This is a genomic window from Pontibacter virosus (assembly GCF_003096355.1).
GTDB classification, from domain to species: Bacteria; Bacteroidota; Bacteroidia; order Cytophagales; family Hymenobacteraceae; genus Pontibacter; species Pontibacter virosus.
Genome location: NZ_QEKI01000014.1, coordinates 39,805 through 58,106, shown reverse-complemented (window position 1 = coordinate 58,106; position 18,302 = coordinate 39,805). Strand labels below are relative to the sequence as shown.

Here is an 18,302-nt window from a genome sequence, read left to right as displayed (position 1 = left end):
TTTGTCGCTGAGAGTTATAAGGCAAAGGTATAAATGTAAAATGTCTTCGCAGAAAGGATAGTCATCTGAGTCTGGACATTGCAGTATACTCTTAAGTATAGCGATAGTTTTATATTATGAAATCTATTGTTTGTACATTATTGAGAATGTTGTACCGGAGGCAAAGTTTTATTTTTTAGCGACTCTTGGTAGTGTATGATGTTATGCGCCATTCCTTTAAAAATGATAAAATGAAATGGTAGCATTGCATACCAGTAAAGCCTGCCTGCCAGCCCATCCGGACGGAAGGCTGCCAACTGCTCGAGGTAGTTGCCATCGGCTTCGCGGCAAATTTTAAATTGCAGCCAAGCTTCGCCGGGAAGTTTCATTTCAGCGTAAAGTAGCAGGCGCTCGCCCTTGTGGTCAACTGCCAGTACACGCCAGAAATCGATCGAATCGCCGGCAATGACATCGATTGGGTGTCTTCGTCCGCGCTGCAGTCCAACGCCACCCACCATTTTGTCGAGTAGGCCGCGTATCTCCCACAAGAAGTCGGTCTTGTACCACCCGCGCTCGCCGCCAATGCGCAAGATGTTGTCCATTACTTCTTCCGGGGCTCTGTCAAAACGCATGCGCTGCCGGTCAGTGAGAACGCCATGTTCTGGTATTTGTACAAAATCCATGAAGTCTAGCTGGATCGTGCCGCTCACCAGGGCGTCCTTCCAGCTAGAGACCACCATGTTCTGCTCCATCTTGGTAAAAGCCAGATTCAGAGCACTCTCGTAACTCAGGCACTTGTGCGGGATAAGCTTCTGTATGCTATTGTCTTTCACCACCGCATCGTTGCGCAGACTCTCTACCAGACTGCGGGCCAGCGCGTAGTTGGTGCTCGTGACAAAGTACAACCAGTATGAGGAAAGTTTGGGCGTGAGTATGGGCAAGGTATAGATGTGCCGTTTCAGGTTTCGGACCTTAGCGAGTTGCAGCAGCATTTGCTTGTAGGTCAGTACATCGGGGCCCCCGATCTCGAAGCGTTTGTCATAGCAATCTTCACGGCCTAGCACGGCGGTCAGGTAAAACATGACGTCGCGTATGGCGATGGGTTGACAGTGGGAGTTAAGCCAGCGGGGTGTCACCATCACAGGTAACTTCTCCACCAGGTCGCGGATGATCTCGAAAGAGGCGCTACCCGACCCGATGATGATCGCGGCCCGAAGCACGGTGAGGGCCGCTTTGCCTTGGGCAAGCACATCCTCCACGTGGCGGCGAGAGGAAAGGTGCTTCGACAGATGCGCGTCGTTGGCGATACCGCTAAGGTAAATCAACTGCATCGCGCTGGTCGTGTTGAGGTAGCTGACGAAGTTTGAAGCCGATGTTTTTTCGGCTTCTTCAAAGTCTGCCGAGCCGGAACCCATGGAATGTACTAGGTAGTAAGCCACTTCAATGTCAATCGGCAAATCCTGTAGACTTTCCGGTTGGAGCAGATCCCCTTTCACTACCTGTACTTTGCCCTGCAGACTGTCAGGTACCTCGAAGCGGCGCGGATCCCGGACAAGGCAGACCACCTCGTGTTGTGCCTCTACCAGCACAGGCAGGAGCCGTTTGCCAATGTAGCCGTTTGCGCCGGTCAGGAGTATTTTCATCAGGTTCTGTCAGGTAGTTTATACCTGCACAACAGGTATAGCTTAAGATTGTTATGGGCAGGCAATTATACTTATTCGAAGATAGTAAATCAACAGGTATAGCTGGTGGTTCTTATAATGTGTGTAAGTTGCTGATAGGTAGGTGCGTGAAATTGATTTTTTAGATGAATTTGAAATTATTTGAAATAATTATTTGGATTATTTAAAATGCTGCTCTAGCTTTGCATCATCAAGTCTGATATCCCTTTGTGGGTATCGATTTATAAAGAAGCGTGGAGAGACAGGCTCTGTGAAACGCTAGCAACCAGCCTCAGGCAAGGTGCTAATTCCTGATTCCGGAAGTCCGGATGTATATAAATTGATAACGTTATGGAAAAGGGAACCAAGCCAACACAACTTCTTTTATTTTCTACACTGGCAGATCAACTGCCTGTTATTTCGCATGCCCATACCTGCGCTACTATCTGTTGTAGCCGAATGTGCATGTGTTGCTGCTGTTGCTAGCGCGACCAATCTCCGATTTTTTTGCTGCAATTCCGTCGAGCCTCAGGTAGATCCTGTGAGCGTCCGTCTGTAGCCAATTCTGCATTCTTGTCTTAAAACAAGCTAATCTATTCTATATTTTTCAAAATTTTAATCAGCACGACTATGTCTAATACACTTCATTTCGAAACGCTTCAATTGCACGCCGGCCAGGAAATCGACCCAACCACTCGCTCCCGTGCCGTGCCCATTTACCAGACTTCTTCCTATGTTTTCAAAGATGCCGAGCACGGTGCCAACCTGTTTGCACTGAAGGAGTTCGGGAATATCTATACCCGCATCATGAACCCAACCACCGATGTGTTTGAAAAGCGCATTGCTGCTCTGGAAGGCGGTGTGGCGGCGGTGGCTGTGGCATCAGGACAGGCTGCGCAGTTCATCGCGCTCAATAACATCCTGCAGGCCGGCGACAATTTTGTGTCCTCCAGCTTCCTCTACGGCGGCACTTACAACCAATTCAAAGTATCCTTTAAGCGACTAGGTATAGAAGTGCGCTTTGCCGATAATGACGAGCCGGAAAGCTTTGCGCAACTGATCAACGAAAACACAAAAGCGATTTACGTGGAAACGATCGGTAACCCGCGCTTCAATATTCCTGACTTCGAAGCGATCGCCGCAGTGGCCAAAGCACACGATATTCCGCTGGTGGTGGATAATACGTTTGGAGCGGGCGGTTACTTGTTCCGTCCGCTGGAGCATGGCGCCAACGTAGTGGTGGAGTCGGCCACCAAATGGATCGGCGGCCACGGCACCAGTATTGGCGGTGTGATCGTGGACGGCGGCAATTTCAACTGGGGCAACGGCAAGTTTCCGCAGTTCTCGGAGCCGTCCGAAGGCTACCACGGACTCAACTTCTGGGAGGTATTCGGATCTGACGGACCTTTCGGCAACATCGCCTTTGCTACCAGAGCCAGGGTAGAGGGCCTGCGTGACTTCGGTCCGGCGCTTAGTCCGTTCAATTCCTTTTTGCTACTGCAGGGCCTGGAGACACTCTCGCTGCGGGTGGACCGCACGGTGCAGAATGCGCACGCTTTGGCCGAATGGCTGGAGCAGCATGAGCAGGTGGAAAGCGTGAACTACCCTGGCCTTGCGTCCAGCAAGTACCATGGTCTGGCCAGGAAATACCTCAAGCGAGGGTATGGCGGCGTGCTTTCATTCAACCTGAAAGGTGACAAAAAGCAAACGGAGGTATTTGTGAACAGCCTGCAACTGATCAGTCACCTGGCTAACCTGGGCGATGCCAAAACCCTGATCATACACCCGGCCTCTACCACCCACCAGCAGCTTTCGGAGCAGGAGCAGCTGAGCGCGGGCGTGACGCCTACCTTGCTGCGCCTATCCGCAGGTATAGAGCACCTTGACGATATCAAAGCTGACCTGGAACAGGCTTTTGCCAAAGTACGGCAGCACCACGAACAACCTGTATTGAACGAAGCATAATGCCTGAACAATTAGTATTTCATTATCAGAAACAATTCCAGTTGGAGTCAGGGGCCTTGCTTCCCGGCTTCCAACTGGCCTACACAACCTATGGACAACTCAACCAAGACCGAAGCAATGTGGTGTGGGTATGCCACGCCCTCACGGGCAGCTCGGACTTCACCGACTGGTGGGGCGAATTATTCGGCGAGGGAAAACTATATGAACCGGCGGACTGGTTTGTGGTTTGTGCGAACACCCTGGGTGGCTGCTATGGATCCACGGGACCACTTACAGTTAATCCGGAAACGCTACAACCCTACTACCACAGCTTCCCGCAACTGACCAACCGCGACATCGTGCGCGCCTTCGATCTGCTGCGGCAGGACTTAGGTATAGCGCAGGTGCATACCTTGCTCGGCGGCTCGCTGGGCGGTCAGCAGGCGCTGGAGTGGGCCATCCTAAAGCCGGAGGTGTTTGAAAACCTGATACAGGTGGCCTCCAATGCACGGCATTCGGCCTGGGGCATCGCCTTCAACGAGAGCCAGCGCATGGCCATCCGGCAGGACCCGACCTGGCATACCAATACCATAGATGCAGGTATAGCGGGCCTTAAAACGGCCCGTGCCATTGCCATGCTTTCTTACAGACACTATACCTGTTACGAAGCGAGTCAGCAGGAGCCGGGCAACAGCATCACCGACGATTTTCGGGCTGCCTCCTACCAGGTATACCAGGGCGAAAAACTGGCCAGTCGCTTCAATGCTTATACCTACTGGCTGCTCTCCAAAGCCATGGACTCGCACAACATTGGCCGCGACAGGGGAGGAGTTGAGAAGGCCCTGGAGCGGCTTCAGGCCAAAGCGCTTTTTGTCGGAGTGGACACAGACCTGCTCTTTCCAATAGAAGAGCAAGAGCAACTACACCGGCTGATGCCGGGCTCCCGTTTCGCGCTCCTCCACTCCGGCTACGGACACGATGGCTTTTTAGTGGAAACGGCACAGCTCACGCAGGCCATCCGGGAATTTTATGAAACAGAAAAAGTAAAGCACATTCACTATGAAAATACAGAAGTTTAAGAAGCGCATCGGCCTGATCGGCTTTGGCTGTGTAGGGCAGGGGTTGTTCGATGTAGTAGAAGCCAACCGACACCTGGGTTGGGAGATCGGAAGCATCTGTGTGAGAGACAAAGAGAAGCCACGCACATTGCCAGCCTCCGCTTTCACTTATGATGTGCAGGAAGTACTGCAGGACCCAAGTCTCGACATCATTGCCGAACTGATCAGCGATCCCAAAGAGGCGCTCTCCATTCTCCGGCAAGCCTTGCAGCAAGGCAGAACTGTGGTGTCGGCAAATAAAAAAGTGGTTGCCGAAAACCTGCCCGAGCTGATTCAGCTGCAACAGCGGCATGGGGGTGTACTGTTGTATGAAGCCTCTGTGTGCGGCAGTATACCTGTGTTACGCACACTGGAAGCCTACTATGGATCGGAGCCGCTGGTGGAAGTGCGTGGGATTCTGAACGGATCCTCTAATTATATATTAAGTAAGCTGCACGCGGAGCGGGGCAGTTATCAGTCCGCTTTAGAGCAGGCGCAGGAATTGGGATTTGCTGAGGCGGATCCCGCTCTTGATGTAGAAGGTATAGACGCGCTGCACAAACTCTGCATTTTGACCGCGCATGCCTATGGGTTGCTGGTGCATCCTGACGATGTGCTGCACTTTGGCATCCAGCACATTAGTCCTGAAGTTGTTGAGCTGGCAACAGCACTGAATTGTCGCATCAAACTGGTGGGGTCAGTACAGGCAACCGCCACCGGGCAAGTGGCGCTGCAGGTGCTGCCGACATTTATACCTGATACAGACGCGCTGTACGATGTAGAAGCGGAATTCAATGGGCTGGAGATAGAGGCACAGTTCGCTGGAAAGCAATTCCTGAAAGGGCGTGGCGCTGGCAGTCACCCGACTGGCTCGGCTGTGTGGGCCGACATTTCGGCTGCAGTGCGTGGCTACCGTTATACCTACCCCAAACTATGCACTAACCAGGCGACTTTCGTGCTGGGGAATGAGCAACTCACCGTTTTGTTTCAGGGTAAGCCAACGCAAATCGCGGAACTTGTGGCACTGTTGCAGCCTGACAATCAGCACCGGGATACAGACCAAAGTCAGGTAATCCTTTCACTGACACCGCAGCAGCTCAGGCAGCACCAAGCCTACCTGAAGCAGCAAGGTATATTCGTGGCGGCCATTCCGTCGGATGTAGCGCTTGATAAAATACCAGAGGAGCTTAGAAGTGAGGAAGCAATACTTATAGGAGGCTAATAAGTTTGGCTTTAGATATGCTAAGCAAGCACAGTACGCAAAGATAGTTATTGGGATTTTATTTTATAAGAATAATTCAATTTTATATTTTATATGATTATAATTTTTAATTGTACATTAATTGTATAGTTATGTGTTAATAAATTGGATTGGAGCTTTTATGATTATATTCTAAAATATTTATGTAAATAACGCTATCATTTTCATCTGTTTGTGGTTTTACTATCGTACAAAGAATATTTATGGACGATTCATAATACCCGACAGCAATGAAAATCTATATACCCTGGCTAAGCTCTCTACTTCTGATAATTATATTTTCATCGTGTAGAAATGACAACGTTTCGCCTATTCGGAACGTGCGATTTGACCCTGGTTTGCTGAATCCCATGCAGGCGGCCGGCGGTGCATCCTGCATTTCACATACCTATTATTTTAATGATTCAGAAAAGTCCTTAGGCACGGTTTATAGCGGCATGGTGCTTCTGTCATTCAGCGATGAACTCAGCGCCGAGCAGGCCACTACTGTGGTAGAACGTCATGGGTTTATTGAGGCACTCGGTCAACCTGTCCAGTCGAACTCTGCCAGGCTGTATCCGGCTAAATTAGCCCCAGGGCTCAGCTGTCGGCAGGTAGAGGTAGCGCTTGCCGAGATATCAAAAGATCCGGCTGTTGGTTACGCCGCGCCTTATTTTGAATCGGCTGGTGGTCAGTTACTGGGCGTATCAAACGAATTTATAGTGACTGTAGAACAGGGCCGGCAACCTGCTGCCCAAGTGCTGAAGCACCTGAGTGCAGCTACCAATACTGAAATTGTAAGTGCCTTGAGCGAAGATACTTTTGTGCTGCGTGCCGACAAAAATTCACGAGGCAATGCACTTGAAATGGCTAACTTCTTTTATAAGCAGCCATTCATTAAGCATGCAGAGCCAGATTTTGTGGTTTCGCTGGCCATGTAAGATACCTGATTGTGATGGTTTTGGGTTAAGAGTGAGAAATCCCCGGCTCCATAGATTGGAGGCGGGGATTTCATATTATGTTATGGTTGTGCCCGTGAGCTACCCAAGGTATACGACAGCGGCCTTTTCTCTCAGGTTATAAGACGAGGCCATCACCTCGCCATAGGCACCTGCCGTACGGATTGCAATCAGATCACCACGGTTTGTCTCTGGCAGAACCACGGCTTTCCCGAAGCAGTCAGATGACTCGCAGATGGGCCCCACCACGTCGTAGCGTTCCTCTGCACCCTCGCTGCTGATGTTCTCGATCTTGTGATAGGACTGGTACAGCGCCGGCCTGATCAGCTCGGTCATGCCGGCATCCAGAATGGCAAAGTTCGTTGACACACCTTTCTTGATATACAGCACTTTAGAGATAAGCGTGCCGCTCTGGGCTACCAGTGCCCGGCCAAGCTCAAAGTGCACCTGCTGGTTCGGACGAACTTCCAGAAATTGGTTGAAGAGCGAGAAATAAGCCTCAAAATCAGGTATAGGCTGCTCGTCTGGGCTGTAGTAATCCACGCCCAGGCCACCGCCTACGTTAATGTGCTCCAACTGTATCTGCTGCGACTCAAACCAGTCCTGAAACTCGTTCACACGCGTGCACAGGTTGCGGAAAGCTGACAAGTCTGTGATTTGCGAACCAATGTGGAAATGAAGACCGATCAGTGACAGGTTGGGCAGTGTTTTGAGCAGCGCCAACACATCGGGCAACTCCCAGGCGTTGATACCGAACTTGTTTTCCTCGAGCCCGGTCGTGATGTACTTGTGGGTATTGGCATTCACGTTAGGGTTGATGCGCAGGGCAATGCGGGCCGTTTTGCCTTTGGCTTCCGCCAGTTCGTTCAGCACGATCAGCTCGTGGCTCGACTCGCAGTTGAAGCAGAAGATGTCCTGATCCAGCGCAAAGTTAATTTCGGCATCCGACTTGCCCACGCCTGCAAATACCACATAGTGCGATGGAAAGCCATTTTCAATGGCGCACTTCACTTCGTTGCCGCTTACGCAGTCAGCTCCAAAGCCCACAGCGCGCATCTCTTGCAAGATAGGGCTGTTCGTGTTGGCCTTCAGGGCGTAGTGTACCTGAAAGTTGTACTTGGCGGCCTCCTGGCTGGCCTGCTGCAGGGTTTGGCGCAACAGGTTGATGTCGTATACATAAAAAGGAGTGGCGTGCTGCTGCAACTCCTGCAAAGAGAGATTAAGCATTTCTGTTGTTCCTTTCAAAGATGCCCTCGTTTAACAGGATCAGGGATCTTTCTTTATCGGTTGTGTTGATCAATAAGCTGATGTTGTTTTTGCTTCCGCCATAAGAGATCATGCGGAGCGGAATGTCTTTGAGCGCCTCAAATATTTTCAGTCCCGAGCCACTGCGTTCTGCAATAAAGTCACCTACCACACAAATGATAGACTGGTCCTGGTCAACTTCCACTTGCCCATACTCCTGCAATTCACGGGTAATTTCTGTTAAAAACTTCGGGTTATCGATTGTCAGCGATACCGCTACCTCCGAAGTCGTGATCATGTCGATCGGGGTTTTATACCTTTCGAACACCTCGAACACGCTGCGCAGGAAACCATAGGCCAAAAGCATGCGCCCTGACTTGATCTTGATGGCTGTGATGCCGTCTTTCGCCGCTACTGCCTTAATGCCGCCTTGTCCCGTCTGGGCTGAAATGGTGGTGCCGTGCGCTTCAGGCTGCATCGTGTTGAGCAGACGCACCGGAATGTTCTTCTGCTTGGCGGGCTGTACGCTGGAGGGGTGCAGGATCTTCGCTCCAAAATAGGCAAGTTCTGCTGCCTCATCAAACGAAAGTTCCGCGATCGGGAAGGTATTCTTTACAACACGTGGATCGTTGTTGTGCATGCCGTCAATGTCGGTCCAGATCTGGATTTCGCTGGCACCGGCTGCTGCACCGATCAGGGAGGCAGAGTAATCTGAACCGCCTCGCTTCAGGTTGTCGACCTCACCAAAAGCGTTACGGCAGATATAGCCCTGCGTGATGAACAGGTTAACACCCAGGTGTTTCTCCAGCTCCAATTTCAGGTTTTTGCTGATGTAGGTATTGTCTGGCTCCTCATTCTCGTCGATCTTCATGAAGTTAAGAGCTGGCAAAAGTACGGACTGTATACCTTGCTCTTCGAGGAAGAACTGAAACAAAGCCGTAGAAAGCAACTCGCCCTGCGCCAACACGGCTCGCTCTTCGTAGATGGTGAAGAGATCCAGCGTGAACGAGCGGATATGATCAAAATGAATGGAGATCAGCTCAAGCGCCTGTTTTTTCTTTTCGTTGGTGAGGTAGAGGTCTTCTACTACCTGTTTATATTTATCGTGTAGCGCATCAATGAGCGCATTGGCTTCCTGGTTGGCATTCTGGTAGAGCGTCTCCGCTATCTGTACCAGCTGGTTGGTAGTACCCGACATGGCCGAGAGCACTACAATTTTAGGCGATCCATCGTTGATGAGGTCCGCCACCGCTTTCATTCTTTCAGGCGACCCTACAGAGGTGCCGCCGAACTTTAAAACTTTCATCTAATCAGTTTGAAATAAAGGGTATAGTCAGATGATGGTCAGGTATAGCCTTTTGCAAGGTCTAGGGTGAGCAAAATCTGGCTGTAAATTTAGTAAATTCAGTGCAGATGTGTCATAAGCAGTTAAAAAAGAAAACATGAATCATCCCGGAGTTTGACTTTGTGCTAGAAGGAGTAGGTTCCAGAGATTGGCCAGTGCCAATCGGATGCGGTAAAGCGGTGTGGGAGTTTTCCTGCCCCGCTTTCCTGTTCTGTGGCAGCCCTGCCGCAGGAGATTCGATACGGCCTCCCGGAGCTCCTTCTCCAGCAGGGAGAGCAGGAAGGCGTACACCAGGGTGACGATCTACAGCAGTTTCATGCGGTTGTCCCAGAACCACAGACGACAGGATTCCATGCCCATTTCCGACTTGTTGAAGCGGAAGGCCTGCTCCACCTGCCAGCGGCGGGCGTAGGCAAAGACCAGCTGCCAGGCGTCGCGGTCGCTTTTCACCTCCTCGCTTGTCAACAGGTACCAGGGCTGGCGGCCCTTGCGGCCCGGCCGGCAGATGATGAGCGTCAGGGGCTGGTCGTAGGCCGGGTGCAGGCAGCGCTGCCAGACCAGGCTGCGGCGGTAGGTGACTTTGCGGACCATGTCGCGCACCACCCGCGAGGAGGAGGCCTTCCTGCCCACCGAGAAGCGGTAGGCGTTCTTTGCAAGCCCCTTCACGTCCACCAGTTTATAGCTCGAGGGCCAGCGCAGCAAAAAGCGGTCCCCCCGGGCCAAAAGCAGTCCCAGCCACTTACTGGAGGCGTAGCCGCGGTCAAAGACGTGCAGCACGGCTTTGCCAAACGTTTTGCGGGCCCACAAGAGCAGCGAGAGCAGCACTTGGGCCAGCGAGGTGGCATTTTTGCCCCTGCCGGTCCACCAGGCAAAGCGGGCCAGCCGAGGTGGCGCCCACCGCCCGCAGCACAAAAGGTCCACCCACCGAAAGCCCGGAACATGCACCGGCTGGCGGGTAGGGGGATCGTAGTAGCCCTTTTTGATTCTGAGCTGCCGTTTAGCCTTCACGCTGCGCACGGCGCAGAGGCCCTCGCTCTGCAGGCTCTCCGTTTTCTCCTGCACGCTCTCGTCCCAAAGCAGCAGGGGCAGCTCGCGCCCTTGCTCGAGCAGCCCCTCCACATACTGCTGGGCCCCTTCGGCCAGGTAGTCGGAGATCGCCTCCGAGGACCAGTTCTTGCTGCGCAGCAGGTTGGAGAGGCGCTTGGTGCCCGCCGGGGCTTTGCCTGGAGAGAGCAGCACCCCTCCCAGTTCCGAGAGCAGCAGAGCGGAGGAGCAGCTGCGGTGGCGCACCAGCGCCTGGCACAGGCCCCGGAAGGTCAACACCAGGCGGCGGTCCAGCAGCTCATCGAGCCGGACAAGGAAAGGGGAAAGAAAGACTTCGAGGCGGTGGGAGAAAAAACGGGCCAGCGCGAAAACATCAGCCCCGGCAGTTGCGTTAGAAAAGGTAGAAAACATAAAAAACCTCCTGTTTTAATGGCCTTACAACCACAAAACAGGAGGTTTTTCTTTTTCATCCCATTCCTAAACTTCGGGATGATTCATGTTTTCTGCAGGTGTTATACCTGGATTTTAGTTCTTCATGATTCGGGTGGTTGACTCCATTCCTTCCCCCACCACTTTGAGGATGTACATGCCCGTCTGCAACTGGCCGAGCTGTAGCTCCAGCACGTTCACCCCCGCATCCAGGTCCAGGTCTTTGGTTATGACACGGCGACCGTTGATGTCGAAGATGGTCATAACGGCGACTTGTGCCTCTGGCACCGTGAGTGTTACCTTGATCACGTCCTGGAACGGATTCGGATACGCTTGTGTGGCCAGTTCGCGCGCCAGGCCTTTGGCATTGACCGCGATCACATTGCTGTAGGCAAACTGCCCGTCCAGATCCACCTGCTTGAGTCGGTAGTACACCGTGCCCTGCACCGGTGTGCGGTCTGTGTACTGGTACTTGGTCTCCAGACTGGTCGTGCCTTTGCCTTTTACTGTGCCAACCTTCTCAAAGCTCCTCGCATTGAGGCTACGCTCTATCTCAAAGCGGTCGTTGTCCAGTTCCGAAGCCGTCAGCCACTCCAGGTGCGCCTGGTTGTTGCGGACAGTAGCCGTGAAGTAGACTAGTTCGACTGGGAGTGGGATGATGACAGGGGAGTCTTCCAGAATTTCGAGTGTCAGGCTAACTTCAGTTACGGAGCCGACCGCATCCGTCAGCCGCACAGTAAAGGTATAGATGCCCGTTACAAGTGCTTCTGGGTTTTCGCCAACGTATATGTTGCCATTGTCAGCATCAAGTACAGCTCCTGGAGGGAAAGTGCCGCTAAGTAGCACCGCATTTATTATACCGCCATCAGTATCAACTGCTGTAGCTAATATATCATTTGGTATGTAGTCGTCTCGGTATTTCGGTGGAGCGATTACATATGTAGATGGGCAATTAACGGTAAGTATAATTTGATCAACTGCCGGATCAGAAGTCGTGCCGCCACAGGAAGTAGTTACGGTCCAGGTTATGGTATAGGTACCTGTCGTAAGACCGGTAACTGTGGTAGAAGGACTGGTTGGATTGGTAATAATTGCTCCTCTTGAATCTCCTGAAAAATCCCAGCGACCTGTGCCCGGATCTGGTAAGACAGCTGCAGTAAGAATTGTTTCACTACCGCATACGGTTCTGTCACCACCAGCATCAGCTACACCGTCAACATTGTCAACATTAATAGTAGGCCTTGAAAGTAACTCTACAGGAGTAAGGCAGTTACCGCCAATCACTCTTGCATAGAATGTATATGTACCAGCTTGATTCAGTGTGCCCGTACTCACAGGTACTACATCACCAGTGCCTACTATATTAGTTCCAATCTGTGTTTCTGCTCCGTTTGGAGCTATCCTATAGACATTATAGCGATAGGTTGAGTTGTTCTGTGTAGCTAAAAAGATAGTAGCAGGCCCGCCTACACAGACGGCAGTAGTTGGCGTAAAGAATGGTCTGTCTATGGCCGGGCCAGAGACAGTCGCATTGAAACGTCCGGCATCTACATACACACAGTCATTTGCATTGTTAGTGATCACCACTCCATATGTTGCATTTGCTGTAATTACTCCGGTTGATAGTGTTATCGGATTGCCAGTACCAGCTATTGGCGAGCCTACCAGGTCTTCTGTTGCTTCATTAATGAATTGGTAAGTAAAGCCCTCTACTGAGTTGGCAAGTTGCACTGACACCGTAGAGCCAGCACAAATACTACTGCTCAGCGGAGTCAGCGTGTAGTTCGTAGGCGGTTGTGGCAGAATAGTTCTAGTAATTGTTTCATTCAGATTCGCAGAGCAACTCTCTGGAAGTTCATCCCCAAGGCTACCGGTAACTCTTCTGGCTCTGATTGAAAGTTCAACATCTTGAGACGTAGTAGTTACATTCGGAATTGGTCCTGAAGTAAGTGTGATAGGGCTGCCTGTACCCATTACAGAACTGCCACTGGTTGTGCCATCAGGCAGGACAATGGTATAGGCTACACCAGTTTCTGACCCTCCCAGGCTCACTGTTACTGTACCGCTTCCTCCACAAAGGACATTTTCCGAGTCAGAGGAAACAGTAAAGGTCGTCGTGAGGGGATTGCATTCTACAAAAAGACTCTCAATAGGCTCGCTTTCACATAGGCCTGTGGCAGTTTCGGTAGCGGTTATCTCTGCACCAGGGAATAGTTCAGAAGATGAGAATCCGGTCAGACTCCAGTTGCCATCTGGTGGGATGACGATTGGGGTAAAAGGTGTACCTCCAATATATAAGGTCAGTTGAGCACCACCAGTACCGGTGCCGGTTATTGTACTGGCGCCTTCCAGGATTGGTCCGGTAATAGTGAGTGCTTCATTAGATGTTTGTGCTGTAGCAGTTACGGGCTCGGATGGTTCACTCTCATCGCTACCTGGCGCTGTGGCTGTGGCTGTGATAGCGGTGCCTGCCGGAATTTCTAGACCTGTTACTCTCCAGAAGCCGTTTTCATTAACCTGGCCAGGGCCTCCGACAGCCTCACCGCCTGCGTAAATTTGGATGGTAGTGCCTGCCGGCTCTGTAGAAGATCCTGATACAGTTGTGGTAGTGCCGCAGTAGTCACCTGTTATAACTGGAGACTCTGATTGACAGGTTGTAACAATGGTTGTAGGGTCAGATTGGCCGTAGTAAGTAGAGGCCGTTCTGGCCCTGACGTAAACTCTATTACCTTCTTCTAAACCTAAGTTCGCTGTCAGACTCCAATTGCCACTAGCGTTAGCCTGAACAGTATAAGCGTTATTTGTTTCCCTAACGAGGTATAAGGGAACATCATTTAAGAGCAAAGTTACAAAAGCGTTAGCAACTGCTGTTCCTGAGATACTATTAGTGTTAGCACAAATTGGTCCTGCAATTGTTGGTCTAGGGGCAGAGGGGTCTACTATATTATTATTTCTAATATTTACAGGTTCTGAAGGATTGGATTCACATTCGTTATCTATTTGTTGCGTGGCTGTATAAACTCCGTTTGGGATGCAATTGCTTCCAGTAGTGCAAAATACGACACTCCAACTATTATCAATTACTAGTGTGGTTTGGGCAAGCACACCATTGCGGTAGAGTCTAATAGTTGCACCCGTAGTACCTGTACCATTGATAGCTCTTCTTGGGTTGGGTAGTTGACCAATAGTAGGAACTGCCGTTGTACAAACTACTCCAGTTATCACCACTGTATTAGAAATCTCAGATGCTGGTCGCCCTGTTGCAGTTGCAGTAGCAGTGATCTGATTTCCAATTGCGAGCGTAGTGCCTGTCGGTACTGCAAGCGACCAGGTTCCCGCTTCCGTAACGTTGGTAGTGCCTAATGCTGTGCCGTTACGTGATACTGTTATAATTGTGCCTACTGGTTCACGGGAAGTTCCTGTTATCGTTGTGGTAGACGTTCTAATTGGAGAGTCGATGACTGGTGCAAGTGTTCTGATTTCATCCACTTCGTCTGCTACAAGATCATTGAGTGTAGTTGGAGGAAAGGTACCGATAATATCACGGTAAGCTGCTAGTGCGTCGTAATTATAACTTTGGAAATTAACGCCAGCTACGTCGGAGACTACACTTAAATCCTGTAGTGCGCTTTGCTGACCCATATTAAGTGTGCTGCCTGCCAAGCGAAGTGGAGTAGCAGCTGAAATCTGTCCGTTAAAAGCGGATAATGGTACATAAAAATCTACAAAATAGTCAGGGTCTCCTCCTGCTGTACTGGCAGCTACGGCACGTTGAGAAAATTGACTGTAAATTCCGCTTAACAGGGTTTGCCTTGAAGTGCCATTGTGCTGGATCAGACTTACATCAAAGCCTGAAGAGAAAACAATCTCGTACTCAAATCCAGGGTTAACGCCGGTTCCTGCAAAAGTATCGTCGCTGTCAATGAGGACACTATATCCCCGCTGTGACGGTGAGTTGCCACCAATCCGCATTCTAAACATTAAATATTGACCATCATAAAAAGCTTGCAATGGAGCAGGGGAGACGAAATCAGTATGGCCTCCCGCTTCTCCCCTCCTGATGTCACCAATAGGCTCAGGAGTTAGTGTAGGCAAAGGCCGATAAGGTATTTCACTCACCGCAGGTCCTATATCTGAAGATCCTGAAAATCCGGTTGGGGTTGTAGAGATATAATTATCGTTATTCGGGTCCAATATATCTTGCCCACCATTTACAGCTTCCCGAATAATCAAACCAGGTGATTGTGCAAAAGCACTGACGATCGTGACCACGAAAAAAATTGCAACTAACAGGTTGCTGCGTAGTAACGAGACTAGTATATGTTTTTTCATAGTTTAAGTAAAAGTTTGTTATAGCAAGTACTCTGTTAAAGGGTAATCAATACAAAAATTGACAGTTCAAATAAGGCCATTACTCCTTCTTCTCACTATTAGATTGTATTGGGTTATACGTTGCTGTGCTATAAAACTTTAGTGTGCAATTGGATTAAATTTTACACCTCACTCTTCCATGAATTGTATCTTTAAGCTTCTATATTGCTATAGGCTTATCTAGTGATATTCTGAATCTAATCTGCTTCTGGTGTTATGAGTGGTTTATCAATAAAAAGGATAAGGATAAGGCTAAGTGTATGGGTGTCAAGGAGAAATGGTTGAAAAAGCAGTGCAATTTTGGTAAAAGATATAGAAGGGCTTTAAAAAGGAAATGTGCAATAAATCAGCTATATAGAGAGCATCTATAAATTGAATCAGGAATGTGTAAATAATTTAATTAATCCTGGATAGTTCTATACTATTGAAAGGACAACAGTGGTTGCATTCCCACCAAAACCTGCAGCATTTACCATGATGCTATTTACGGCTGCAGGGGTTTTATTGGGAAGTATAGAAGTATAACCCAGGAGGGTAATTTGTTGCTGAGCAAGTAAGTGCAGTGCGTATTGTAAACTGAGCGCACCAGAGGCTCCCAATGTATGACCTAGCAGATGCTTGTTAGTCGTAATGGAAGGTGAATTATTCTTGAACAATGATTCTATTGCAAATAGCTCTGCTTTATCACCTGCCTTAGTGCCGGGGGAGTGAGTAATGATCACATCAATAGCTTGTTTGTGCTCGGGAAGTTGAGACAAAGCATGGCGCATAGACTGCTGAAAATTGAGTCCATCAGCGGAAATACCAGTTTTGCTTTTGATTTGCTCAAAGCCAAAACCAACAGATTCGATCACCACATCGCCCTTTATGAGTTGAGAGGAGGATACTTTCTCGAGAGCCAGCACGGCTGCACCTTCGCCTAGCACAAAGGTGTTTTGACCGGAAGTACCATAGGGTTGGCATGGGTATGGGGCCTCATGCATCCCAGAGTAGATTCCGATCGCTTTCATCTGAGCAATAGTAAAATCGGTAAGCGGGGCCTCGGTGCCGCCAGCCAGAAAGCGACTGGCCATACCTGCTCGCAGCCAGGCAACTCCATTTGCAACAGCCATTAGGGCTGTGCTGCAGGTAATAGAGTGACTGATTTGTGCACCGCCCGCATGTACGGCGTGGCCCACCCAACTCGACAAGTTGCCCAATGTAGTGGTAGGGGAGGCAGAAGCAGACAGTTTTTGCTGCTGAAAATTCTTATAGTGTTGCTCAAATAAGCCAGTGGCTCCTCTGGAGGAACCGATATTCACGGCCAGGTCATTCTGTTGATCTGATTGAGGATTGAGCCAGCCAGCCTGTTCAGTTGCCTGACGGGCAGCATAAATGGCCATCAGCACGGAACGGTCCAGTTGGCGATAGCTGGGGTTCTCTGTCTGTAATTTTCGTAAGGCGTCTTCGCCCGCTGCAGAGAGCGCGGCCACAGGAGTTGCTTGCCCCTGGTGCTGTATAACAGAAATACCGGGTCTACCTGTCAAATAAGCCTGTGACGTAGATTGCTCATCTATACCTAAAGGAGAGATAGCGCCACAGCCTCTAATCACGATATGTTCTCTTTCTGCTTCCAAATCAATCGCAAAGGTAGCGGAATTCAGGACTAATCGTGCAGGGTTGACTCGGTTGGGGGCTCAAAGTAGCGCTCACCCGTGATCAATTCCTGCATACCTTGTATCGTCTGGTATACCTGGTCAAGTTGCGCATCGGTGATGCAGTAGGGCGGAATGACATAAATGATGTTGCCGAGTGGACGCAGGATTACACCTTGCTCCAAAGCAAAACTATAGAGGGTGTCACCTAATTTGTTAAAGTAGGAAGTGCCATTGGCTTCGAACTCCACGGCTAGAATGGTGCCTTGTTGGCGTACTTCGACTATCTTGGCCATTGACTTGAAGTGTTCGGCAAAAGCTGTGTGACGTAGTTCAATGCGGGCGATGTGCTGCTGTGTCTCATCTTGCAGCAGCAAATCCAAGCTCGCTAATCCGGCAGCACAAGCAACGGGATTACCGGTATAGCTGTGCCCGTGGAACAGGGTTTTGCGCTTATTGTCGCTTAAAAAGGCTTCGTAGATTTTTTCGTTGCAGGAGGTGGCGCCCAGTGCCATGGTGCCGCCTGTCAATCCTTTTGATAGGGTGACCATATCGGGTTTGTGTTGCAGGTATTCGCAGGCGAAGGTGCGGCCGGTGCGACCAAAACCAGTCATCACTTCATCGGCAATAGTCAGAATATCATGTTGTTGACAGATGGCGAGAAGCTTGTCCAAAACTCCCGGACTATACATCACCATACCTGCTGTGCCAAGCACCAATGGCTCGAAGATAAAAGCAGCTATGTCCCCTTCATGGGCATAAGCTTCGAGTTGTCTAATACTTTCTTCCCCCTGTCCCGGTATTGGCACGTCAATAAAGCACACCTCAAACAAGTAGGACCAAAAGGGAGCCGTGAAGGTGCTTCGGGCGCTTACAGCCATGGCGCCAAAAGTGTCGCCGTGGTAGCTGTTGCGGAAAGCGATGATCTTGCGCTTCGGTATACCTGTATTCTGCCAGTACTGTATGGCCATTTTCAGAGCCACCTCCACTGCCGTAGACCCATTGTCGGAGTAAAAAATACGACTTTGGCCTTCAGGTAAAATCTCAATCAAGCGTTCAGCAAATGTAACAGCGGCCGGATGCGTGAAACCGGCAAAGATGACGTGCTCGAGGGTCTGAAGCTGCTCGGCCACTTTTTGTGCGATGTAGGGGTGGGCATGCCCGTGCAGGTTCACCCACCACGAAGCTACGGCATCGATGTATGTCTTACCATCCTCTGCAAACAACAGAGCTCCCTCTCCCCGCACGATAGGTATAGGGAGGGCGGCAGTCTTCATCTGCGTATACGGATGCCAGATAACCTGTTGGTCGCGTTCTGCTAGGTTCAATTTTGTATGAGTGATTGAGTGATTTT

At 50.2% G+C, this 18,302-nt stretch carries 11 protein-coding genes, 1 pseudogene and 1 riboswitch; of the genes and pseudogenes, 4 read left to right on the top strand and 8 right to left on the bottom strand.

Translation table 11 applies throughout. From position 1 onward, the window contains the following. Positions 1-137 precede the first annotated feature (137 nt). Positions 138-1,622, bottom strand: coding sequence for an SDR family oxidoreductase (locus tag C8E01_RS17015; RefSeq protein WP_116544665.1), 1,485 nt, complete (start codon positions 1,620-1,622; stop codon positions 138-140). 257 nt (positions 1,623-1,879) lie between these two features. Beyond that, positions 1,880-1,982: riboswitch (SAM riboswitch) on the top strand. A gap of 288 nt (positions 1,983-2,270) precedes the next feature. On the opposite strand from C8E01_RS17015, the gene C8E01_RS17010 reads away from it, so the two are divergent. From C8E01_RS17010 to C8E01_RS16995, 4 genes are all read left to right on the top strand, one after another. Continuing rightward, entirely contained in the window at positions 2,271-3,605 is a 1,335-nt protein-coding gene (locus C8E01_RS17010) for an O-acetylhomoserine aminocarboxypropyltransferase/cysteine synthase family protein (protein ID WP_116544664.1), read from the top strand. Continuing rightward, entirely contained in the window at positions 3,605-4,663 is a 1,059-nt protein-coding gene (metX, locus tag C8E01_RS17005; RefSeq protein WP_116544663.1) for a homoserine O-acetyltransferase MetX, read from the top strand. Before C8E01_RS17010 ends, metX begins: the two co-directional genes overlap by 1 nt. After that, positions 4,644-5,903, top strand: a complete 1,260-nt coding sequence (locus tag C8E01_RS17000) for a homoserine dehydrogenase (RefSeq protein WP_116544662.1) — start codon at positions 4,644-4,646, stop codon at positions 5,901-5,903. Before metX ends, C8E01_RS17000 begins: the two co-directional genes overlap by 20 nt. A 359-nt stretch (positions 5,904-6,262) precedes the next feature. After that, positions 6,263-6,862, top strand: a complete 600-nt coding sequence (locus C8E01_RS16995; protein ID WP_133242786.1) for a hypothetical protein — start codon at positions 6,263-6,265, stop codon at positions 6,860-6,862. A gap of 99 nt (positions 6,863-6,961) precedes the next feature. Here the strand turns inward: C8E01_RS16995 and lysA are convergent, their stop codons facing one another. The 7 genes and pseudogenes from lysA to bioA form a co-directional block, all read right to left on the bottom strand. Further along, positions 6,962-8,125: a diaminopimelate decarboxylase gene (gene lysA, locus C8E01_RS16990; RefSeq protein ID WP_243409648.1), complete on the bottom strand. Its 1,164-nt coding sequence runs from the start codon at positions 8,123-8,125 to the stop codon at positions 6,962-6,964. Next, complete coding sequence (locus tag C8E01_RS16985; protein ID WP_116544659.1) at positions 8,100-9,431, bottom strand: aspartate kinase; 1,332 nt, start codon at positions 9,429-9,431, stop codon at positions 8,100-8,102. Before C8E01_RS16985 ends, lysA begins: the two co-directional genes overlap by 26 nt. Positions 9,432-9,773: 342 nt before the next feature. Beyond that, positions 9,774-10,925: a transposase gene (locus tag C8E01_RS16980; protein WP_116544658.1), complete on the bottom strand. Its 1,152-nt coding sequence runs from the start codon at positions 10,923-10,925 to the stop codon at positions 9,774-9,776. 114 nt (positions 10,926-11,039) lie between these two features. Beyond that, on the bottom strand, positions 11,040-13,787 hold the full coding sequence (locus C8E01_RS21965; RefSeq protein WP_243409647.1) for a T9SS type A sorting domain-containing protein: 2,748 nt from the start codon (positions 13,785-13,787) through the stop codon (positions 11,040-11,042). 432 nt (positions 13,788-14,219) lie between these two features. After that, positions 14,220-14,585 (bottom strand): annotated as a pseudogene (locus C8E01_RS22185) (hypothetical protein); the annotation flags it as partial. Positions 14,586-15,730: 1,145 nt separating this feature from the next. Then, on the bottom strand, positions 15,731-16,930 hold the full coding sequence (locus tag C8E01_RS16970) for a beta-ketoacyl synthase N-terminal-like domain-containing protein (protein ID WP_116544656.1): 1,200 nt from the start codon (positions 16,928-16,930) through the stop codon (positions 15,731-15,733). 29 nt (positions 16,931-16,959) lie between these two features. Further along, complete coding sequence (gene bioA / locus C8E01_RS16965; RefSeq protein WP_116544655.1) at positions 16,960-18,276, bottom strand: adenosylmethionine--8-amino-7-oxononanoate transaminase; 1,317 nt, start codon at positions 18,274-18,276, stop codon at positions 16,960-16,962. Positions 18,277-18,302 lie beyond the last annotated feature (26 nt).